Genomic DNA, 17,414 nt, shown 5'->3' on the forward strand with positions numbered 1-17,414 from the left:
CCCATGGCAAAAAAACTGCGAAAAGCTGAGGCCAGCCGCGTTGAATGAAAGGTGTTGCAGGGCTTCAGAGCAGCACCACGTCATATTGTTCCTGGGAATACATGGTTTCCACCTGGAAGCGTATGGTGCGACCGATAAAGCCTTCAAGCTCGGCGACGTTACCGGACTCTTCGTCGAGCAGGCGATCGACCACTTTCTGGTTGGCCAGTACCCGGTAACCCTCGGCCTGATAGGCACGAGCCTCGCGCAGAATCTCGCGGAAAATCTCGTAACAGATGGTTTCGGCGGTTTTCAGTTTGCCGCGTCCCTGGCAACTGCTGCATGGTTCGCACAGCACCTGTTCAAGGCTTTCACGGGTGCGCTTGCGGGTCATCTGCACCAGGCCCAACTCGGTGATACCGATGATGTTGGTCTTGGCGTGATCGCGCTCCAGCTGTTTCTCCAGAGTGCGCAGGACCTGACGCTGGTGCTCTTCATCTTCCATGTCGATGAAGTCGATGATGATGATCCCGCCGAGATTGCGCAGGCGCATCTGCCGGGCAATCGCGGTGGCCGCTTCGAGGTTGGTCTTGAAAATGGTTTCTTCGAGGTTGCGGTGACCGACGAACGCCCCGGTGTTGACGTCGATGGTGGTCATGGCTTCCGCCGGATCGATGACCAGATAGCCACCGGACTTCAGCGGTACCTTGCGCTCCAGCGCGCGCTGGATTTCGTCTTCGACTCCGTACAGATCGAAGATCGGCCGCTCACCCGGATAGTGCTCCAGACGATCAGCGATTTCCGGCATCAGTTCGGCGACGAATTGCGTGGTTTTCTGGAAGGTTTCCCGGGAATCTATGCGGATCTTCTCGATCTTCGGATTGACCAGATCACGCAGGGTGCGCAGGGCCAGGCCGAGGTCTTCGTAGATCACGCTTGGCGCGGCGATGGTCTTGATCTGCTCATTGATCTGGTCCCAGAGGCGGCGCAGGTAACGGATGTCCATGAGGATTTCGTCAGCGCCTGCGCCTTCAGCGGCGGTGCGCAAAATGAAGCCGCCGGCTTCCTTGATGCCTTCTTTGGCCACGCAATCACTCACCACCTGCTTGAGGCGCTCGCGTTCGGCTTCGTCTTCGATCTTCAGGGAAATGCCAACGTGAGCGGTTCGCGGCATGTACACCAGATAACGCGAAGGAATCGACAGTTGCGTGGTCAGGCGCGCGCCTTTGGAACCGATCGGATCCTTGGTGACCTGCACCACCAGACTCTGGCCTTCATGCACAAGCGAGCTGATGCTTTCTACCGCCGGGCCTTCGCGCAGGGAGATTTCAGCGGCGTGAATGAAGGCGGCGCGATCGAGACCGATGTCGACGAATGCCGCCTGCATGCCCGGAAGAACACGGACGATCTTGCCTTTATAGATGTTGCCGACGATCCCGCGTTTCTGCGTGCGCTCGACGTGGACTTCTTGCAGCACACCGTTTTCGACCACCGCCACGCGCGACTCCATCGGCGTGATGTTGATCAGAATCTCTTCACTCATGGCAGGATCTCGTTCAGGCATGTTCACGATAGTGGCCGCATCTGGATTCGTACGACGCTCAGGGCGTGTTCAGGTTTTGCCAACAGGGTATGCCGAAATGGCCCAACACCTGGCAGGTTTCGCACAACGGCAGGCCGACCACCGCCGAATAGCTGCCTTCGAGCCCGGCGACAAACACTGCACCGAGGCCTTGAATGCCGTAACCGCCCGCCTTGTCACGCGGTTCGCCACTGGCCCAGTAGGCGGCGGCCTCATCGCGGCTGATCGTGCGGAAATGCACCCGACTGCGCACCACCCGCGACTCGCAACGCTCGCCTTCGAGCACGGCGATGGCCGTCAGCACTTCGTGTTCGTTGCCGGACAACATCATCAGCATGGCGCATGCATCGGCTTCGTCCACCGGTTTGCCAAGAATTTTGCCGTCGAACACCACAGCAGTGTCGGCGCCGAGCACGCAGAACGGCCGATCAGAGACGACCGAGCGGCGACCGGCCTCAGCCTTGCCGCGCGCGAGGCGTTCGACATAGGCTGAAGGGGATTCATCAGGAAGCGGGGTTTCGTCGATATCCGCACTGATGGCGGAGAACTGCACGCCGACCTGCGTGAGCAATTCACGGCGACGCGGTGAGCCGGAGGCGAGGTAAAGCAGTTTCATCAAAACATCTCCCTGTTCAGTGCCCTGCTTCACCGGCTCAATAGATTCTGTAGCGTCGGCACATCCCGCGCAGGGCGAAGCTGACCCACGGCCAGAGCAAGGCACTGACCAGTGCCGGCAAGACCAACGCCAGGGTTGGTTGGCGATTGCCGGTCAAGGCGCTGAGCCACAGTTGCGCCAATTGTGCGAGGCCGAAGATAACCAGGATCACCAGGCACTGTTGCCACATCGGGAACATGCGCAGACGCTGCTGCAACGACAGTACAAGGAACGTGATCAGGGTCAGGATCAGCGCGTTCTGCCCAAGCAGGTCGCCCTGCAGGACATCTTCGGCCAGCCCCAGACAGAACGCGGTGACCATGCCGACCGTGTGCGGCATGTACAGCGCCCAAAAGGTCACGAGCAAGGCCAGCCACAGCGGGCGGAGGATTTCCATGAAGATCGGCAACGGTGAAACGCTGAGCAGGATGCCGACGAAGAAGGTCAGCCAGATCATCCAGCCGTTTGCGGATTTTTTCGCGCCGACCATTATTCTCGTCCCCCGGTAGTCGCTGGCGGTTTCGCCGGTGGTTTGCTGGCGGCCGGTGGCTTGGCCGCGGCCGGCGCGGCAGCGGGCGGTTTGCTCGCGGCGGGCTTGGCTGGCGTGGCGGCAGGCGCTGCGGCTTCGGCGGCCGGCGCGGCGGTAGCGGTGGAAGGCGTGGCAGGCATGATCAACGGTTTCGGCACGCTGGCCGGCAACATCGGGCCGCCACCGTGGGCGTCGAGCTGTTCCTGGGCCTGGGCGGCGTCATTCGCGCGTTCCTCTGCGGTGCGGCTGTCGCTGAACACCAGCAGCAGGTAGCGGCTGCGGTTCAGGGCGGCGGTCGGCACAGCGCGGACAATCGCAAACGGTTGGCCGGAATCGTGGATGACTTCCTTGACCGTGGCCACCGGATAGCCGGCCGGAAAACGCTGGCCGAGACCGGAACTGACCAACAGATCGCCTTCCTTGATGTCCGCCGTGTCGGCGACATGACGCAATTCCAGGCGCTCCGGGTTACCGGTGCCACTGGCAATCGCGCGCAGACCGTTGCGGTTCACCTGCACCGGAATGCTGTGGGTGGTGTCGGTCAGCAGCAGGACACGCGAGGTGTAAGGCATCAATTCGACCACCTGGCCCATCAGCCCCCGTGCATCGAGCACCGGTTGGCCGAGCACCACGCCGTCGCGCTCACCTTTGTTGATGATGATGCGATGGGTGAAGGGGTTGGGGTCCATGCCGATCAACTCGGCCACTTCGACCTTTTCGTTGACCAGTGCAGAGGAATTGAGCAGCTCGCGCAGCCGAACGTTCTGCTCGGTCAGGGCCGCGAGCTTTTGCATGCGTCCCTGCAACAGCAGGTTTTCGGTCTTGAGTTTTTCGTTTTCGGCGACGAGCTCGGTGCGGCTGCCGAACTGGCTGGCGACCCCTTCCCACAAGCGGCCGGGCAGGTCAGTGATCCAGTAGGCGTCCATGAGCACCAGCGACGCTTGTTTGCGCGCGGGCTTGAGCAGGTCGAAACGCGCATCGACCACCATCAGCGCGACCGCGAGCACGGCCAGCACCAACAGGCGCACGCCCAACGAAGGGCCCTTGGTGAAAAGCGGTTTAATAAGCCGCTCCTCCCAGGCAAATGTTCTGTTTATTCATACGGCATCAAACCGGCCTGGATGAAGACTGACAGAAGATAAACGCCAACAGGCAGCACTGCAAAGTGCTGCCTGTGCGTTCACCCACGTATTGCATTCGAAGCATCAAATGGTGTGAAAGCGTAGCGAGCGACGGCAAGACAAGGCAAAAACAGGCGAGGAAGCGGAGTTTACGGGTTGTAAATGAGCATTCCGAGCCTGTTTTTAACGCAGTATTGCGCGCGTAAAGCCGAAGGCTCCCAGCCCTGAGTAGCTTTCACGCCGTTTGATTATTCGCTCGAAAGCAGATCCATGGTGTGCTTATCCATCATTTCCAATGCACGGCCACCGCCGCGAGCAACGCAAGTCAACGGATCTTCGGCAACGATCACTGGCAGACCGGTTTCCTGGGCCAGCAACTTGTCGAGGTCACGCAGCAGCGCGCCACCACCGGTCAGCACCAGGCCACGCTCGGCGATGTCGGAAGCCAGTTCCGGCGGCGATTGCTCCAGAGCGCTTTTCACGGCCTGAACGATGGTCGCCAGCGACTCTTGCAGAGCCTCGAGCACTTCGTTGGAGTTCAGGGTGAATGCGCGTGGAACGCCTTCGGCCAGGTTGCGACCGCGAACATCGACTTCGCGCACTTCGCCGCCCGGGTAGGCGGTACCGATTTCCTGCTTGATGCGCTCAGCGGTGGATTCACCGATCAGGCTGCCGTAGTTGCGGCGCACGTAGGTGATGATCGCTTCGTCGAAACGGTCGCCACCGACACGGACGGATTCGGCGTAAACCACACCGTTGAGGGAGATCAGGGCGATTTCAGTGGTACCACCACCGATGTCCACGACCATCGAACCGCGCGCTTCCTCGACCGGCAGACCGGCACCGATCGCAGCAGCCATTGGCTCTTCGATCAGGAACACTTCACGGGCACCGGCGCCAAGGGCCGATTCACGGATGGCACGACGCTCAACCTGGGTGGACTTGCATGGAACGCAGATCAGCACACGAGGGCTGGGCTGCAGGAAACTGTTTTCATGAACCTTGTTGATAAAGTACTGCAGCATCTTTTCGCAGACGCTGAAGTCGGCGATTACGCCATCCTTCATCGGACGAATGGCAGCAATGTTGCCCGGCGTACGGCCGAGCATGCGCTTGGCCTCGGTGCCGACAGCGACGACACTTTTCTGGTTACCGTGTGTCCGAATGGCCACAACCGATGGCTCATTCAGGACGATACCGCGCTCGCGCACGTAAATAAGGGTGTTGGCAGTGCCCAGGTCAATGGAAAGATCGCTGGAAAACATGCCACGCAGTTTCTTGAACATGGGAAAGGGACCCTAGGCAACGCGTGGGTAAAAAAGTGCGGCAAACTCTAACAACGACAGGGATTTTGGGCAAGGCGCCAATATGTTAAATTGGCCGCTTTTCTGTGCACCAAGCCCCACAATCGCGGCCTTATGACCGTAGAAGTGCGGTAGTGTTCCGACAATCTAACACACGGACGCCGTCCGTTCTGTTTTCCACTGGAGAATCCCGATGGCGCTAGAACGCTCCGACGTGGAAAAAATCGCGCATCTGGCCTGCCTTGGCCTCAACGATGCCGATCTTCCGCACATTACTTCCGCCCTCAACAGCATTCTCGGGCTGGTCGACGAAATGCAGGCCGTTGATACCGACGGTATCGAGCCGCTGGCCCACCCCCTGGAAGCCAGTCAGCGCCTGCGCGCCGACGTGGTGACCGAGACGAATAATCGCGAGGCCTACCAGTCCATCGCACCAGCGGTCGAAAACGGCCTGTATCTGGTTCCGAAAGTCATCGACTAAAGGGAAAGAGCCTGCAATGCATCAAATGACTCTGGCCGAGATCGCCCGCGGTCTCGCCGATAAAAAGTTTTCCTCCGAAGAGCTGACCAAAGTCCTGCTGGCGCGTATTACCCAGCTCGATCCGCAGCTCAACAGTTTCATCAGCCTCACCGAGGACCTGGCCATCGAGCAGGCGAAAGCCGCCGACGCACGCCGGGCCAACGGTGAGAGTGGCGCCCTGCTCGGCGCGCCGATCGCTCACAAGGATCTGTTCTGCACCCAGGGCATCCGCACCAGCTGCGGCTCGAAAATGCTCGACAACTTCAAGGCTCCATACGACGCCACCGTGGTCGCGAAACTGGCTGCTGCCGGCGCCGTGACCCTGGGCAAGACCAACATGGACGAATTCGCCATGGGTTCGGCCAACGAGTCGAGCTGGTACGGCGCGGTGAAAAACCCGTGGAACCTGGAACATGTGCCGGGCGGTTCGTCCGGTGGTTCGGCGGCGGCGGTTGCTGCGCGTCTGTTGCCGGCGGCCACCGCAACCGACACCGGCGGCTCGATCCGCCAGCCGGCAGCATTCACCAACCTCACCGGTCTGAAGCCGACCTACGGTCGCGTTTCGCGCTGGGGCATGATCGCCTACGCGTCCAGCCTCGATCAGGGCGGTCCTTTGGCGCGCACGGCCGAAGACTGCGCGATCCTGCTGCAAGGCATGGCCGGCTTCGATCCGAACGACTCCACCAGCATCGATGAGCCGGTGCCGGATTACTCCGCCAGCCTCGGTGATTCGCTGCAAGGCCTGCGCATCGGCGTGCCGAAGGAATACTTCAGCGCCGGTCTCGACCCGCGCATCGCCGAGCTGATCCAGAACAGCATCCAGCAGTTGCAGAAGCTCGGTGCGGTGATCAAGGAAATCAGCCTGCCGAACATGCAGCACGCGATTCCCGCGTACTACGTGATCGCCCCGGCAGAAGCCTCCTCCAACCTGTCGCGTTTCGACGGCGTGCGTTTCGGCCACCGCTGCGAGAACCCGGAAAACCTCATCGACCTGTACAAGCGCTCCCGTGGCGAAGGCTTCGGCGCGGAAGTACAGCGCCGGATCATGGTCGGTGCCTATGCGCTGTCCGCCGGTTACTACGACGCCTACTACCTGAAAGCGCAGAAGATCCGTCGTCTGGTGAAAAACGATTTCATGGCTGCCTTCAATGAAGTCGACATCATCCTCGGCCCAACCACGCCAAACCCGGCCTGGAAGCTTGGCGCGAAGAACAGCGACCCGGTCGCTGCCTATCTGGAAGACGTCTACACCATCACCGCCAACCTCGCCGGCCTGCCGGGCCTGTCGATGCCGGCCGGTTTTGTCGACGGTCTGCCGGTGGGCGTGCAGTTGCTCGCGCCGTATTTCCAGGAAGGCCGCCTGTTGAACGTTGCCCACCAGTATCAGCTCAACACTGACTGGCACACCCGCACCCCAACCGGCTTCTGAGGAGACACACATGCAATGGGAAGTCGTGATCGGGCTGGAGATTCACACTCAGCTCACCACCCGGTCGAAAATCTTTTCCGGTAGTTCCACCACCTTCGGTTCCGAGCCGAACACCCAGGCCAGCCTGATCGACCTGGGCATGCCCGGCGTGCTGCCGGTGCTCAACCAGGAAGCGGTGCGCATGGCGGTGATGTTCGGTCTGGCGATTGACGCCGAGATCGGCCAGCACAACGTGTTCGCCCGTAAGAACTACTTCTATCCGGACCTGCCGAAGGGCTACCAGATCAGCCAGATGGAATTGCCGATCGTTGGCAAGGGCCACCTGGACATCGCCCTGGAAGACGGCACGGTCAAACGCGTCGGCATCACCCGTGCGCATCTGGAAGAAGACGCCGGCAAGAGCCTGCACGAAGAGTTCAACGGCGCCACCGGCATCGACCTCAACCGTGCCGGCACGCCGCTGCTGGAAATCGTTTCCGAGCCGGACATGCGCAGCGCCAAGGAAGCCGTGGCTTACGTCAAGGCGATCCACGCACTCGTGCGTTATCTGGGCATCTGCGACGGCAACATGGCCGAAGGCTCGCTGCGTTGCGACTGCAACGTTTCGGTGCGCCCGAAAGGCCAAGTCGAATTCGGCACCCGCTGCGAAATCAAGAACGTCAACTCGTTCCGCTTCATCGAGAAGGCGATCAACTCCGAAATCCAGCGCCAGATCGAACTGATCGAAGATGGCGGCAAAGTGATTCAGCAAACTCGCCTGTACGATCCGAACAAGGACGAGACCCGTCCGATGCGTTCGAAAGAGGAAGCCAACGACTACCGTTACTTCCCCGATCCGGACTTGCTGCCGGTGGTCATCGAAGAGTCGTTCCTCGGTGAAGTGCGTGCGACCTTGCCGGAACTGCCACCGCAAAAGCGCGAGCGCTTCCAGAGCCAGTTCGGTCTGTCGGCCTACGACGCCAACGTGCTGGCCACCAGCCGTGAGCAGGCGGATTACTTCGAGAAAGTCGCGGCCATCGGTGGCGACGCGAAACTGGCGGCGAACTGGGTGATGGTCGAGTTGGGCAGCCTGCTCAACAAGCAGGGCGTGGACATCGAGGATTCGCCAGTGTCCGCCGAGCAACTGGGCGGCATGCTCCAGCGCATCAAGGACAACACCATTTCCGGCAAGATCGCCAAAGTGGTGTTCGAAGCGATGGCCAACGGCGAAGGCAGTGCTGACGAGATCATCGAAAAGCGCGGCCTCAAGCAGGTCACCGACACTGGCGCAATCTCCGCGGTGCTCGACGAAATGCTCGCAGCCAACGCCGAACAGGTCGAACAGTACCGCGCGGCAGACGAAGCCAAACGCGGCAAGATGTTCGGCTTCTTCGTGGGCCAGGCCATGAAAGCCTCCAAAGGCAAGGCCAACCCGCAGCAGGTGAACGAACTGCTGAAAAGCAAGCTCGAAGGCTGACCACAATGGAGCCAGATCCAAAGCCTGGCTCCATCCCCTGTAGGAGTGAGCCTGCTCGCGATAGCGAAATGTCAGACACTGAAAAAGTGACTGTCGAACCGCTATCGCGAGCAGGCTCGCTCCCACATTTGTATCCGGGAAACCTTGAATGAAGCGCCTGTTTTTGAGCAGCGCCCTGCTCTCCCTGCTGGCCGGTTGCGCCAGTACCGACACCATCGACCCGCACGGTTACGACCAGACCGGCGTCGCCTCCTATTACGGAGCCAGACACCACGGTAAACGCACCGCCAGCGGCGAGGCGTTCAACCAGCACTCCCTGACCGCCGCCCACCGCCAGTTGCCGTTCGGCACGCGGGTAAAGGTCACCAATCTGAAAAACGATGAATCGGTCGTGGTCCGCATCAATGACCGTGGCCCACACACCCGTGGCCGATTGATCGATCTGTCACGCGAGGCTGCCGACGAGATCGGCATGCTGCGCAGCGGCACCGCGCGGGTTCGCGTGCAGGCCCTCGACTGATGGAGCGCCGACCATTTTCGCACTAGCCGATCTGCCGCTGATCAACGTCATCGAACTGTTCAGCGGCTTGTGTCTCTTGATCATCGGCGCCGAGCTGATGGTGCGGGCCGCCGTGCGCCTGGCCGAGCGGCTGCATGTGCGTCCGCTGATCATCGGCCTGACCATCGTCGCCCTCGGCAGCAGCGCGCCGCAGATGACCGTCAGCCTGCAAGCGGCGCTGACCCACAACCCCGACATCGCCGTCGGCAGCGTGGTCGGCAGCGGCATCTTCAACATTCTGGTGACCCTCGGCCTGTCGGCGCTGATCATCCCACTGCGCGTGTCTCGGCAACTGGTGCGCCTGGATATCCCGCTGATGATCGGCGCCAGCCTGCTGGTGTTCATCCTCGCCTGGAACAAAGACCTCGGACGCTTCGACGGCATTCTTTTGCTCGGCGCTCTGGCGCTGTACCTCGGCTTGCTGTTCCGCCAGTCGCGACATTCGACCCGCCCCCATGGCGCAGAGCCGCCGGAAACGCAGCAATCCTGGCTGATCAGTGTGCTGATGATTCTCGCTGGTCTGACCCTGCTGGTCTTCGCCGGTCGGTTGCTGCTCGGCGCCGCCGTGGCCGTGGCCACCGACCTTGGGCTGTCGGAACGGGTCATCGGCCTGACGGTCGTCGCGGTCGGCACTTCGCTGCCGGAACTGGCAACCTCGCTGATCGCCGCGTTGCGCGGGCAGCGCGACATTGCCGTGGGCAACGTGATCGGCGCCAATCTGTTCAACCTGCTCGGGGTGCTGGGGCTGACCGCGTTGCTCGCACCGGCGCCGCTTTCGGTTTCGCCCAACGCGCTGGATTTCGACTTGCCGGTGATGCTCGGCGTCGCCGCGCTGTGTCTGCCGGTGTTCTATTCCGGCTACCGCGTGACCCGGGCTGAAGGCTTGCTGCTGCTGGGTTTGTATCTGGTCTACGGGCTGCACGTGGTGTCGTTCACCACCGGCATGCCGCTGGCCGGCAAGCTCGAGCGCTTGATGCTGTTTTATGTCCTGCCGGCGCTGCTGACGTTTCTGGCGTTCACGTCGATCCGCGCCTGGCGTCGCCAACACCACAAGAGAGATGTGCCATGAGCGAGTCGAAGCAGTCCGGGGTTGAAATCCGTCGTCAGGTCATGGGCGATGCGTTCGTTGATCGCGCGCTGGGCAATGCCACTGAATTTACCCAGCCGTTGCAGGATTTCGTCAATGAACATGCGTGGGGCGGCGTGTGGAATCGCCAAGGCTTGTCGCTGAAAACCCGCAGCCTGATTACCCTTGCAGCGCTGACTGCATTGAAGTGCCCGCAGGAGTTGAAGGGCCACGTGCGCGGCGCGTTGAACAATGGCTGCACAGTGGAAGAGATTCGCGAAGCGCTGCTGCATTGCGCGGTGTACTCCGGCGTGCCAGCGGCGATCGATGCGTTTCGCGCGGCGCAGGAAGTGATTGATAGCTACCAGAAGCCGGAGTGATTCGGCGCGGCTGAAATAGCCTGCTCGCGATGGGGCCATGAGCAACACCGCAAAATCCAGATCAGATCCACCCACCCCACTGCAACACGAAGATCCCGACATTGGTGGTGATCGCCGCCATCAACGTGGTCATCACGATAATCGCCGCCGCCAGCTCATGATTGCCCTGCGCCGCCCGGGCCATGACGAAACTCGCCGCTGCCGTCGGACTACCGAAGTAGAGAAACAGAATCCCCAACTCCGCGCCGCGAAAGCCCCACAACCACGCTCCGAGGGTTGCCAGTATCGGCAGACCGACCATCTTCACCAGACTGGAGCTGAGCGCCATGTTGCCGCTCTTGCGCAGCGCCGCCAGTGACAGCGTGCCACCGATACAAATCAGCGCCAGCGGCAAAGTGGTCTGCGCCAGATACTGGCCGGAGGTTTCCAGCCAGCCCGGCAGGCCGATCTTGAAATAGGCAAACGGCGCGGCGGAAATCACGCTGATGATCAGTGGATTGCTGAACACGCTTTTACAGATACTCCATGGATCGGACTTGATCACCGGGCTGTACACCGCCAGCACAATGGTCGACAGCGTGTTGTAGAACAGGATCACCAGCGCAGCCAGAATCGCCCCGAGGGAAATACCATAATCGCCATACATGCTCGCGGCGAGCGCCAGACCGATCACGCCGTTGTTGCCGCGAAACGCGCCCTGGGTGTAAATGCCGCGATCTTCACGCGGACATTTGAAAATCGCCCAGCCCCAGGCCACGGCAAAGCTCACCAGGGTGGCCAGGGAAAAGTAAATGAGGAGCGAAGGTTGCAGCGCGGCGTGCAGGTCAGCGTGGAGGATGCCGAGAAACAGCAGTGCCGGCATCGTGACATTGAACACCAGCGACGAGGCCGTGTGAATGAAGTTGTCGTTGATCCAGTCGATGCGCTTGAGCAGCACACCGAGAAACAGCATGGCAAACACCGGCGCGGTGATGTTCAGGGTTTCGAGAAAGATTGCCAGCATGCCGGAGAGCCTTGGGTGAGCGTCGATAGGGGGCTAATGATAAGCCACTTGCGGCGCTATGGCCTTAATCCAAAAGCCGAAAGCTGAAAGGCAAAAGCCCCTCACCCTAACCCTCTCCCGGAGGGAGAGGGGACTGACCGAGATGTCTTGCGTCATACATCGACCTGAAAGACCGAGTCGACTATGGATTCGGTAAAGCCGTTTCAGGTCGGTGTGCTTCGCGAATATTCCCGGGTCGGCCCCCTCTCCCTCCGGGAGAGGGCTGGGGTGAGGGGCTTTTGATCTTCCCTGCAACAATCAGGTAATCGGCGCCGGGTTGAACAAGGTGATGTCGTTGTGCAGCTTGTGTTTCTCCGCCCAGGTCTGTTGCTTGCCACTGGCAACATCCAGGTAATAGTGAAACAGCTCCCAGCCGAGTTCTTCGATGGTCGCGCGCCCGGTAGCAATGCGCCCGGCATCGATGTCGATCAGGTCCGGCCAGCGCTGCGCCAGTTCGGTGCGGGTCGACACTTTGACCACCGGCGCCATGGCCAGCCCGTAAGGCGTGCCGCGACCAGTGGTGAACACGTGCAGGTTCATCCCCGCCGCCAGTTGCAGCGTACCGCAGACAAAATCGCTGGCCGGCGTTGCGCAGAAAATCAGGCCCTTCTGCTTGAAACGCTCGCCCGGGCCGAGCACGCCATTGATCGCGCTGCTGCCGGACTTGACGATCGAGCCCAGCGACTTCTCGACAATGTTCGACAACCCGCCCTTCTTGTTGCCCGGCGTGGTGTTGGCGCTGCGATCAGCCTCGCCCTTGGCCAGGTAACGGTCGTACCAGTCCATCTCGCGCACCAGCTCTTCGGCGACGGTCTGCGTCTGCGCCCGTGAGGTCAGCAGGTAGATCGCATCGCGCACTTCGGTGACTTCGGAAAACATCACCGTCGCCCCCGCACGCAATAGCAAGTCCGAGGCATAACCCAGTGCCGGATTGGCAGTGATGCCAGAGAACGCGTCACTGCCGCCGCACTGCATACCGAGAATCAGCTCGGAGGCCGGCACGGTTTCGCGGCGGCGCTGGTCGAGTTTCTTCAAACGGACTTCAGCCAGTTCCATGATCTGCTCGATCATTTCGGTGAAACCGTGACTGGAGTCCTGCAAGCGGTACAGCCACGGATCGCTGAGATCCACAGACGCATCGTCCTCGTGCATCACCTGCCCGGCCTGCAATTTCTCGCAGCCCAGACTGATCACCAGCGCCTCGCCGCCCAGGTTCGGGTTGCGCGCCAGATTGCGCACGGTGCGAATCGGGATGTAGGCGTCGGTGGCGGTGATCGCCACGCCGCAGCCATAACTGTGAGTCAGCGCCACCACGTCATCGACGAGCGGGTACTTCGGCAGCAGCTCCTCCTTGATGCGCTTGACCGCGTGATCGAGCACGCCGGTGACGCACTGTACGGTCGTGGTAATCCCGAGAATGTTGCGCGTGCCGACGGTGCCGTCGGCGTTGCGATACCCCTCGAAGGTGAAGCCTTCCAGCGGTGCCTGCGCGGCCGGCACGTCGGTGGACAGCGGCAGGCTGTCGAGCGGCGGCGCGGTCGGCATGCGCAGTTGATCTTCCTTGACCCAACTGCCACGACGGATCGGCTGCAATGCGTAGCCAATGATCTGCCCGTAACGAATCACCGGGCCGCCCTCGGGAATTTCCTCCAGGGTGACCTTGTGGCTCTGTGGCACGAAATCCACGGTGACCAGGCCATCGGCAAACTCGGTACCGGCCGGTACGCCCTGATCGTTGACCACCACTACAACGTTGTCCCGCTCGTGCAGGCGGATGTAGCGCGGCGAGTCGGAATGTTCAATCAACTGCATGACGCCGCTCCTCAGGAATGCGCTTGAGACAAATTGCCGGTGGCTTCATTACCGCCCTTCGCAGGCGGCTCTTTCAACACCACACGCTTGATCGGGCCGACGATCACCAGGTAGCTGAACACCGCCACCAGTGCGTTGGCGCCGACAAACACCAGCGCCCATTTGAACGAACCGGTGGAGCTGATGATGTATCCAATCACGATCGGCGTGGTGATCGAAGCGATGTTGCCGAAGGTGTTGAACAGGCCACCGCTCAGACCGGCGATCTGTTTCGGCGAAGTGTCGGAGACCACCGCCCAGCCCAGTGCGCCAACGCCTTTGCCGAAGAATGCCAGGGCCATGAAGCCAACCACCATCCATTCCACTTCAACATAGTTGCACGCGACGATGCTGCTCGATACCAGCAGACCGGCGATGATCGGCGCCTTGCGGGCGAAGGTCAGCGAGTGGCCCTTGCGCAACAGGTAATCGGAAATCACCCCGCCGAGCACGCCGCCGATAAAGCCGCAGATCGCCGGCAACGAAGCGATGAAACCGGCCTTGAGAATGGTCATGCCACGCTCTTGCACCAGATACACCGGGAACCAGGTCAGGAAGAAATAGGTGATGCCGTTGATGCAGTACTGGCCCAGATAAACGCCGAGCATCATGCGGTTGGTCAGCAGCTGACGGATGTAGTCCCATTTCGGACCGTCGGACTTCTTGCCCTTCTGATCCATGTCGACCATGCCGCCGTTGTCAGCGATGTGCTTGAACTCGGCCTCGTTGACGCGTGGGTGCTCACGCGGGCTGTAGATGACTTTCAGCCATACCAGCGAGAACACGATGCCGAGGATACCCATGACGATGAACACGTGCTCCCAGCCGAAGCTGTAGACGATCCAACCCATCAGCGGCGCGAACAACACGGTGGCAAAGTACTGCGCCGAGTTGAAGATCGCCGAAGCGGTGCCGCGTTCAGCGGTCGGGAACCACGCGGCGACGATGCGCGCGTTGCCAGGGAACGATGGCGCTTCGGCCAGGCCCACGAGGAAGCGCAGCATGAACAGCGCAACCACTGCCGTGGACATGCCGAATTCACCGACGAAGCCTTGCAGCACGGTGAACAGCGACCAGGTGAAAATGCTCAGGGCATAGACTTTTTTCGAGCCGAAGCGATCGAGCAACCAGCCACCGGGAATTTGCCCGGCGACGTAGGCCCAACCGAATGCGGAGAAGATGTAGCCGAGGGTAACGGCGTCAATGCCCAGATCCTTTTGCAGGCTGGAACCGGCAATGGCGATCGTGGCACGGTCGGCGTAGTTGATCGTGGTCACCAGAAACAGCATGAGCAGGATCAAATAGCGGACGTGAGTCGGCTTGGAGGATTGCATGCAGATGTACTCCCACTGATTATTTTTATGCGCGGGTGAAGCTTCTTTGGTCCCCGGTTTGCCGGGTGTTCCCTGTAGGAGCTGCCGAAGGCTGCGATCTTTTGATCTTCAGAAGCAAAGATCGTCCGATCGCGGCCCGAGCCTTCGGCAGTTCCTACAGGGGTATTGCGTGTATCAGGAGCCGATGTAACTGGTCTTCACGACCGTGTAGAACTCTTGCGCATAGCGGCCTTGCTCGCGGGAGCCGTAGGACGAGCCTTTACGCCCGCCGAACGGTACGTGGTAATCCACGCCGGCAGTCGGCAGGTTGACCATCACCATCCCGGCCTGGGAGTGGCGCTTGAAGTGGTTGGCGTACTTCAGCGAGGTGGTCGCGATGCCGGCCGACAGGCCGAATTCGGTGTCATTGGCCATCGCCAGCGCGGCGTCGTAATCGGCCACCCGCACAATGTTGGCGACCGGGCCGAAGATCTCTTCGCGGCTGATACGCATCGACGCTTCACTGTCGGCGAACAGCGTTGGTGCGAGGAAGTAGCCTTCGGTATCGCAGGTCACCACACCACCACCGCTGACCAGACGTGCACCTTCGGACTGGCCGATGTCGATGTACTTCATGTCCTGTTCAAGCTGCGCCTGGGAGACCACCGGACCGATGTCAGTGCCGGCTTTCAGCGCGTGACCGACCTTGATCGACTTCATGCGCTCGGCCATGGCCTCAACGAACTTGTCGTGAATGCCGGCGGTGACGATCAGACGGCTCGACGCCGTGCAACGCTGGCCGGTGGAGTAGAACGCGCTCTGCACCGACAGCTCGACCGCTTGCTTGAGGTCGGCGTCGTCGAGAATGATCTGCGGGTTCTTGCCACCCATTTCCAGCTGAACCTTGGCCTGACGCGAAACGCAGTTGACCGCGATCTGCCGGCCAACGCCTACCGAACCGGTGAAGCTGATGCCGTCGACTTTCGGGCTCTGCACCAAGGCATCGCCAACCACACGACCGCTGCCCATCACCAAGTTGAACACACCGGCCGGGAAGCCTGCGCGGGAGATGATTTCCGCCAGCGCCCAAGCGCAGCCCGGAACCAGATCGGCAGGCTTGAGCACGACGCAGTTGCCGTAGGCCAGCGCCGGGGCGATTTTCCACGCCGGGATGGCGATGGGGAAGTTCCACGGGGTGATCAGACCGACCACGCCCAGCGCTTCGCGAGTGACTTCAACGTTGACGCCCGGGCGTACCGACGGCACGTAGTCACCGGACAGACGCAGGCACTCACCGGCGAAGAATTTGAAAATGTTGCCGGCGCGGGTCACTTCACCGATCGCTTCCGGCAGGGTCTTGCCTTCTTCACGGGCCAGCAGCGTGCCGAGCTCTTCGCGACGAGCGAGGATTTCAGTGCCGACTTTATCCAGCGAATCGTGACGGGCCTGAATGCCCGAAGTGGAATACGCCGGAAACGCAGCGCGAGCGGCGTCGATGGCGGCGTTGACCTGAGTCAGATCAGCCTTGGCGTAGTCGCCGATGGTGTCGCTGAGTTCGGACGGATTGATGTTGGCCGAGTAATCGGCACCGGCGACCCATTCGCCGTTGATGTAATTGTCGTAGCGTTTTGCAGTTGTCACAGGGCAGCCCTCAACTCTAAAAGCCTTCACGCAAAAAGCCGCTGATTGCTCAGCGGCCTCGCTTTTCTCGTTTACTGCGCGCCTTGCTTGTCGATCAGCGCAGCGAGCATTTCGTACTCTTCGCCGGTCAGGTCGGTCAGCGGTGCCCGCACCGGGCCTGCGTCATAGCCGGCGATTTTTGCACCTGCCTTGACGATGCTCACGGCGTAACCGGCCTTGCGGTTGCGGATGTCCAGGTATGGCAGGAAGAAGTCGTCGATGATCTTGCCGACGGTGGCGTGATCTTCGCGAGCGATCGCGTGGTAGAAGTCCATCGCGGTTTTCGGGATGAAGTTGAACACCGCCGAGGAGTACACCGGCACGCCCAGCGCCTTGTAGGCAGCGGCGTAGACTTCGGCGGTCGGCAGACCACCCAGGTAGCTGAAGCGGTCACCGAGGCGGCGACGGATCGACACCATCAACTCGATATCGCCCAGGCCATCCTTGTAACCGATCAGGTTCGGGCAGCGCTCGGCCAGACGTTCCAGCAGCGGTGCGGTGAGGCGGCAAACGTTGCGGTTGTAGACGACCACGCCTATCTTCACCGATTTGCACACGGCTTCAACGTGCGCGGCAACACCGTCCTGGCTCGCTTCGGTCAGGTAGTGCGGCAGCAGCAACAGGCCTTTGGCACCCAGACGCTCGGCTTCCTGAGCGTATTCGATCGCCTGACGGGTCGAACCACCGACGCCGGCGAGGATTGGCACGCTGGTGGCGCAGGTGTCAACGGCAGTCTTGATGATTTCCGAGTATTCGCTGGCGGCCAGGGAGAAGAACTCACCGGTGCCGCCGGCAGCGAACAGAGCTGAAGCGCCATACGGAGCCAGCCATTCCAGGCGTTTGATGTAGCCCGCGCGGTTGAAATCGCCCTGCGCGTTGAAATCGGTCACCGGGAAAGACAGCAGGCCGGCAGAGAGGATGGACTTCAGTTCTTGTGGATTCATTATT

Annotated in this window: 16 protein-coding genes; 6 read left to right on the plus strand and 10 right to left on the minus strand. The window is 61.0% G+C overall.

Annotated elements, in window-relative coordinates; translation table 11 throughout:
• Positions 1–64: 64 nt before the first annotated feature.
• From rng to mreB, 5 genes are all read right to left on the minus strand, one after another.
• Entirely contained in the window at positions 65–1,522 is a 1,458-nt protein-coding gene (rng, locus tag AEQ63_RS19750; protein ID WP_016771696.1) for a ribonuclease G, read from the minus strand.
• Positions 1,523–1,580: 58 nt separating this feature from the next.
• Positions 1,581–2,177, minus strand: a complete 597-nt coding sequence (locus tag AEQ63_RS19755) for a Maf family protein (RefSeq protein WP_064364471.1) — start codon at positions 2,175–2,177, stop codon at positions 1,581–1,583.
• 37 nt (positions 2,178–2,214) lie between these two features.
• On the minus strand, positions 2,215–2,706 hold the full coding sequence (gene mreD / locus AEQ63_RS19760; RefSeq protein WP_042608773.1) for a rod shape-determining protein MreD: 492 nt from the start codon (positions 2,704–2,706) through the stop codon (positions 2,215–2,217).
• Positions 2,706–3,809, minus strand: a complete 1,104-nt coding sequence (gene mreC / locus AEQ63_RS19765) for a rod shape-determining protein MreC (RefSeq protein ID WP_080902498.1) — start codon at positions 3,807–3,809, stop codon at positions 2,706–2,708. Before mreC ends, mreD begins: the two co-directional genes overlap by 1 nt.
• A gap of 305 nt (positions 3,810–4,114) precedes the next feature.
• Positions 4,115–5,152, minus strand: coding sequence for a rod shape-determining protein MreB (gene mreB / locus AEQ63_RS19770; RefSeq protein ID WP_002555108.1), 1,038 nt, complete (start codon positions 5,150–5,152; stop codon positions 4,115–4,117).
• Positions 5,153–5,363: 211 nt separating this feature from the next.
• On the opposite strand from mreB, the gene gatC reads away from it, so the two are divergent.
• The 6 genes from gatC to AEQ63_RS19800 all read left to right on the plus strand — a co-directional run bounded on the left by gatC (position 5,364) and on the right by AEQ63_RS19800 (position 10,580).
• Complete coding sequence (gatC, locus tag AEQ63_RS19775; protein ID WP_024011606.1) at positions 5,364–5,651, plus strand: Asp-tRNA(Asn)/Glu-tRNA(Gln) amidotransferase subunit GatC; 288 nt, start codon at positions 5,364–5,366, stop codon at positions 5,649–5,651.
• 16 nt (positions 5,652–5,667) lie between these two features.
• The gene (gene gatA / locus AEQ63_RS19780; protein WP_042608774.1) at positions 5,668–7,119 is read left to right on the plus strand and encodes an Asp-tRNA(Asn)/Glu-tRNA(Gln) amidotransferase subunit GatA; all 1,452 of its coding nucleotides are present in this window, start codon (positions 5,668–5,670) and stop codon (positions 7,117–7,119) included.
• Between the two features lie 10 nt (positions 7,120–7,129).
• The gene (gene gatB, locus AEQ63_RS19785) at positions 7,130–8,575 is read left to right on the plus strand and encodes an Asp-tRNA(Asn)/Glu-tRNA(Gln) amidotransferase subunit GatB (RefSeq protein WP_064364472.1); all 1,446 of its coding nucleotides are present in this window, start codon (positions 7,130–7,132) and stop codon (positions 8,573–8,575) included.
• 148 nt (positions 8,576–8,723) lie between these two features.
• A complete protein-coding gene (locus AEQ63_RS19790) occupies positions 8,724–9,095 on the plus strand; it encodes a septal ring lytic transglycosylase RlpA family protein (protein WP_042608775.1) in 372 nt (123 codons plus the stop codon).
• Between the two features lie 97 nt (positions 9,096–9,192).
• Positions 9,193–10,203, plus strand: coding sequence for a calcium/sodium antiporter (locus AEQ63_RS19795; RefSeq protein ID WP_064364547.1), 1,011 nt, complete (start codon positions 9,193–9,195; stop codon positions 10,201–10,203).
• The gene (locus tag AEQ63_RS19800) at positions 10,200–10,580 is read left to right on the plus strand and encodes a carboxymuconolactone decarboxylase family protein (protein WP_064364473.1); all 381 of its coding nucleotides are present in this window, start codon (positions 10,200–10,202) and stop codon (positions 10,578–10,580) included. Before AEQ63_RS19795 ends, AEQ63_RS19800 begins: the two co-directional genes overlap by 4 nt.
• 61 nt (positions 10,581–10,641) lie before the next feature.
• Here the strand turns inward: AEQ63_RS19800 and AEQ63_RS19805 are convergent, their stop codons facing one another.
• From AEQ63_RS19805 to kdgD, 5 genes are all read right to left on the minus strand, one after another.
• Positions 10,642–11,583 (minus strand): AEC family transporter, encoded by a 942-nt coding sequence (locus tag AEQ63_RS19805; protein ID WP_042608778.1) that lies wholly within the window; start codon positions 11,581–11,583, stop codon positions 10,642–10,644.
• A 297-nt stretch (positions 11,584–11,880) separates the two neighbouring features.
• Positions 11,881–13,434 (minus strand): galactarate dehydratase, encoded by a 1,554-nt coding sequence (garD, locus tag AEQ63_RS19810; protein ID WP_064364474.1) that lies wholly within the window; start codon positions 13,432–13,434, stop codon positions 11,881–11,883.
• Positions 13,435–13,445: 11 nt separating this feature from the next.
• Positions 13,446–14,807 carry an MFS transporter gene (locus AEQ63_RS19815; protein ID WP_051600602.1) on the minus strand — a complete coding sequence of 454 codons (1,362 nt, stop codon included), beginning with the start codon at positions 14,805–14,807 and terminating at the stop codon, positions 13,446–13,448.
• A 174-nt stretch (positions 14,808–14,981) separates the two neighbouring features.
• Positions 14,982–16,427, minus strand: coding sequence for an aldehyde dehydrogenase family protein (locus AEQ63_RS19820; RefSeq protein ID WP_042608781.1), 1,446 nt, complete (start codon positions 16,425–16,427; stop codon positions 14,982–14,984).
• Between the two features lie 71 nt (positions 16,428–16,498).
• Positions 16,499–17,410 (minus strand): 5-dehydro-4-deoxyglucarate dehydratase, encoded by a 912-nt coding sequence (gene kdgD, locus AEQ63_RS19825; protein WP_039759443.1) that lies wholly within the window; start codon positions 17,408–17,410, stop codon positions 16,499–16,501.
• Positions 17,411–17,414: the final 4 nt, after the last annotated feature.

The organism is Pseudomonas sp. RIT-PI-o (assembly GCF_001297215.1).
Taxonomy (GTDB): domain Bacteria; phylum Pseudomonadota; class Gammaproteobacteria; order Pseudomonadales; family Pseudomonadaceae; genus Aquipseudomonas; species Aquipseudomonas moraviensis_A.

Coding starts and splice junctions, on each gene's coding strand:
- rng (WP_016771696.1), bottom strand. CDS start 1,522: ATGAGTGAAGAGATTCTGATCAACATCACGCCGATGGAGTCGCGCGTG.
- AEQ63_RS19755 (WP_064364471.1), bottom strand. CDS start 2,177: ATGAAACTGCTTTACCTCGCCTCCGGCTCACCGCGTCGCCGTGAATTG.
- mreD (WP_042608773.1), bottom strand. CDS start 2,706: ATGGTCGGCGCGAAAAAATCCGCAAACGGCTGGATGATCTGGCTGACC.
- mreB (WP_002555108.1), bottom strand. CDS start 5,152: ATGTTCAAGAAACTGCGTGGCATGTTTTCCAGCGATCTTTCCATTGAC.
- gatC (WP_024011606.1), top strand. CDS start 5,364: ATGGCGCTAGAACGCTCCGACGTGGAAAAAATCGCGCATCTGGCCTGC.
- gatA (WP_042608774.1), top strand. CDS start 5,668: ATGCATCAAATGACTCTGGCCGAGATCGCCCGCGGTCTCGCCGATAAA.
- gatB (WP_064364472.1), top strand. CDS start 7,130: ATGCAATGGGAAGTCGTGATCGGGCTGGAGATTCACACTCAGCTCACC.
- AEQ63_RS19790 (WP_042608775.1), top strand. CDS start 8,724: ATGAAGCGCCTGTTTTTGAGCAGCGCCCTGCTCTCCCTGCTGGCCGGT.
- AEQ63_RS19795 (WP_064364547.1), top strand. CDS start 9,193: ATGGTGCGGGCCGCCGTGCGCCTGGCCGAGCGGCTGCATGTGCGTCCG.
- AEQ63_RS19800 (WP_064364473.1), top strand. CDS start 10,200: ATGAGCGAGTCGAAGCAGTCCGGGGTTGAAATCCGTCGTCAGGTCATG.
- AEQ63_RS19805 (WP_042608778.1), bottom strand. CDS start 11,583: ATGCTGGCAATCTTTCTCGAAACCCTGAACATCACCGCGCCGGTGTTT.
- garD (WP_064364474.1), bottom strand. CDS start 13,434: ATGCAGTTGATTGAACATTCCGACTCGCCGCGCTACATCCGCCTGCAC.
- AEQ63_RS19815 (WP_051600602.1), bottom strand. CDS start 14,807: ATGCAATCCTCCAAGCCGACTCACGTCCGCTATTTGATCCTGCTCATG.
- kdgD (WP_039759443.1), bottom strand. CDS start 17,410: ATGAATCCACAAGAACTGAAGTCCATCCTCTCTGCCGGCCTGCTGTCT.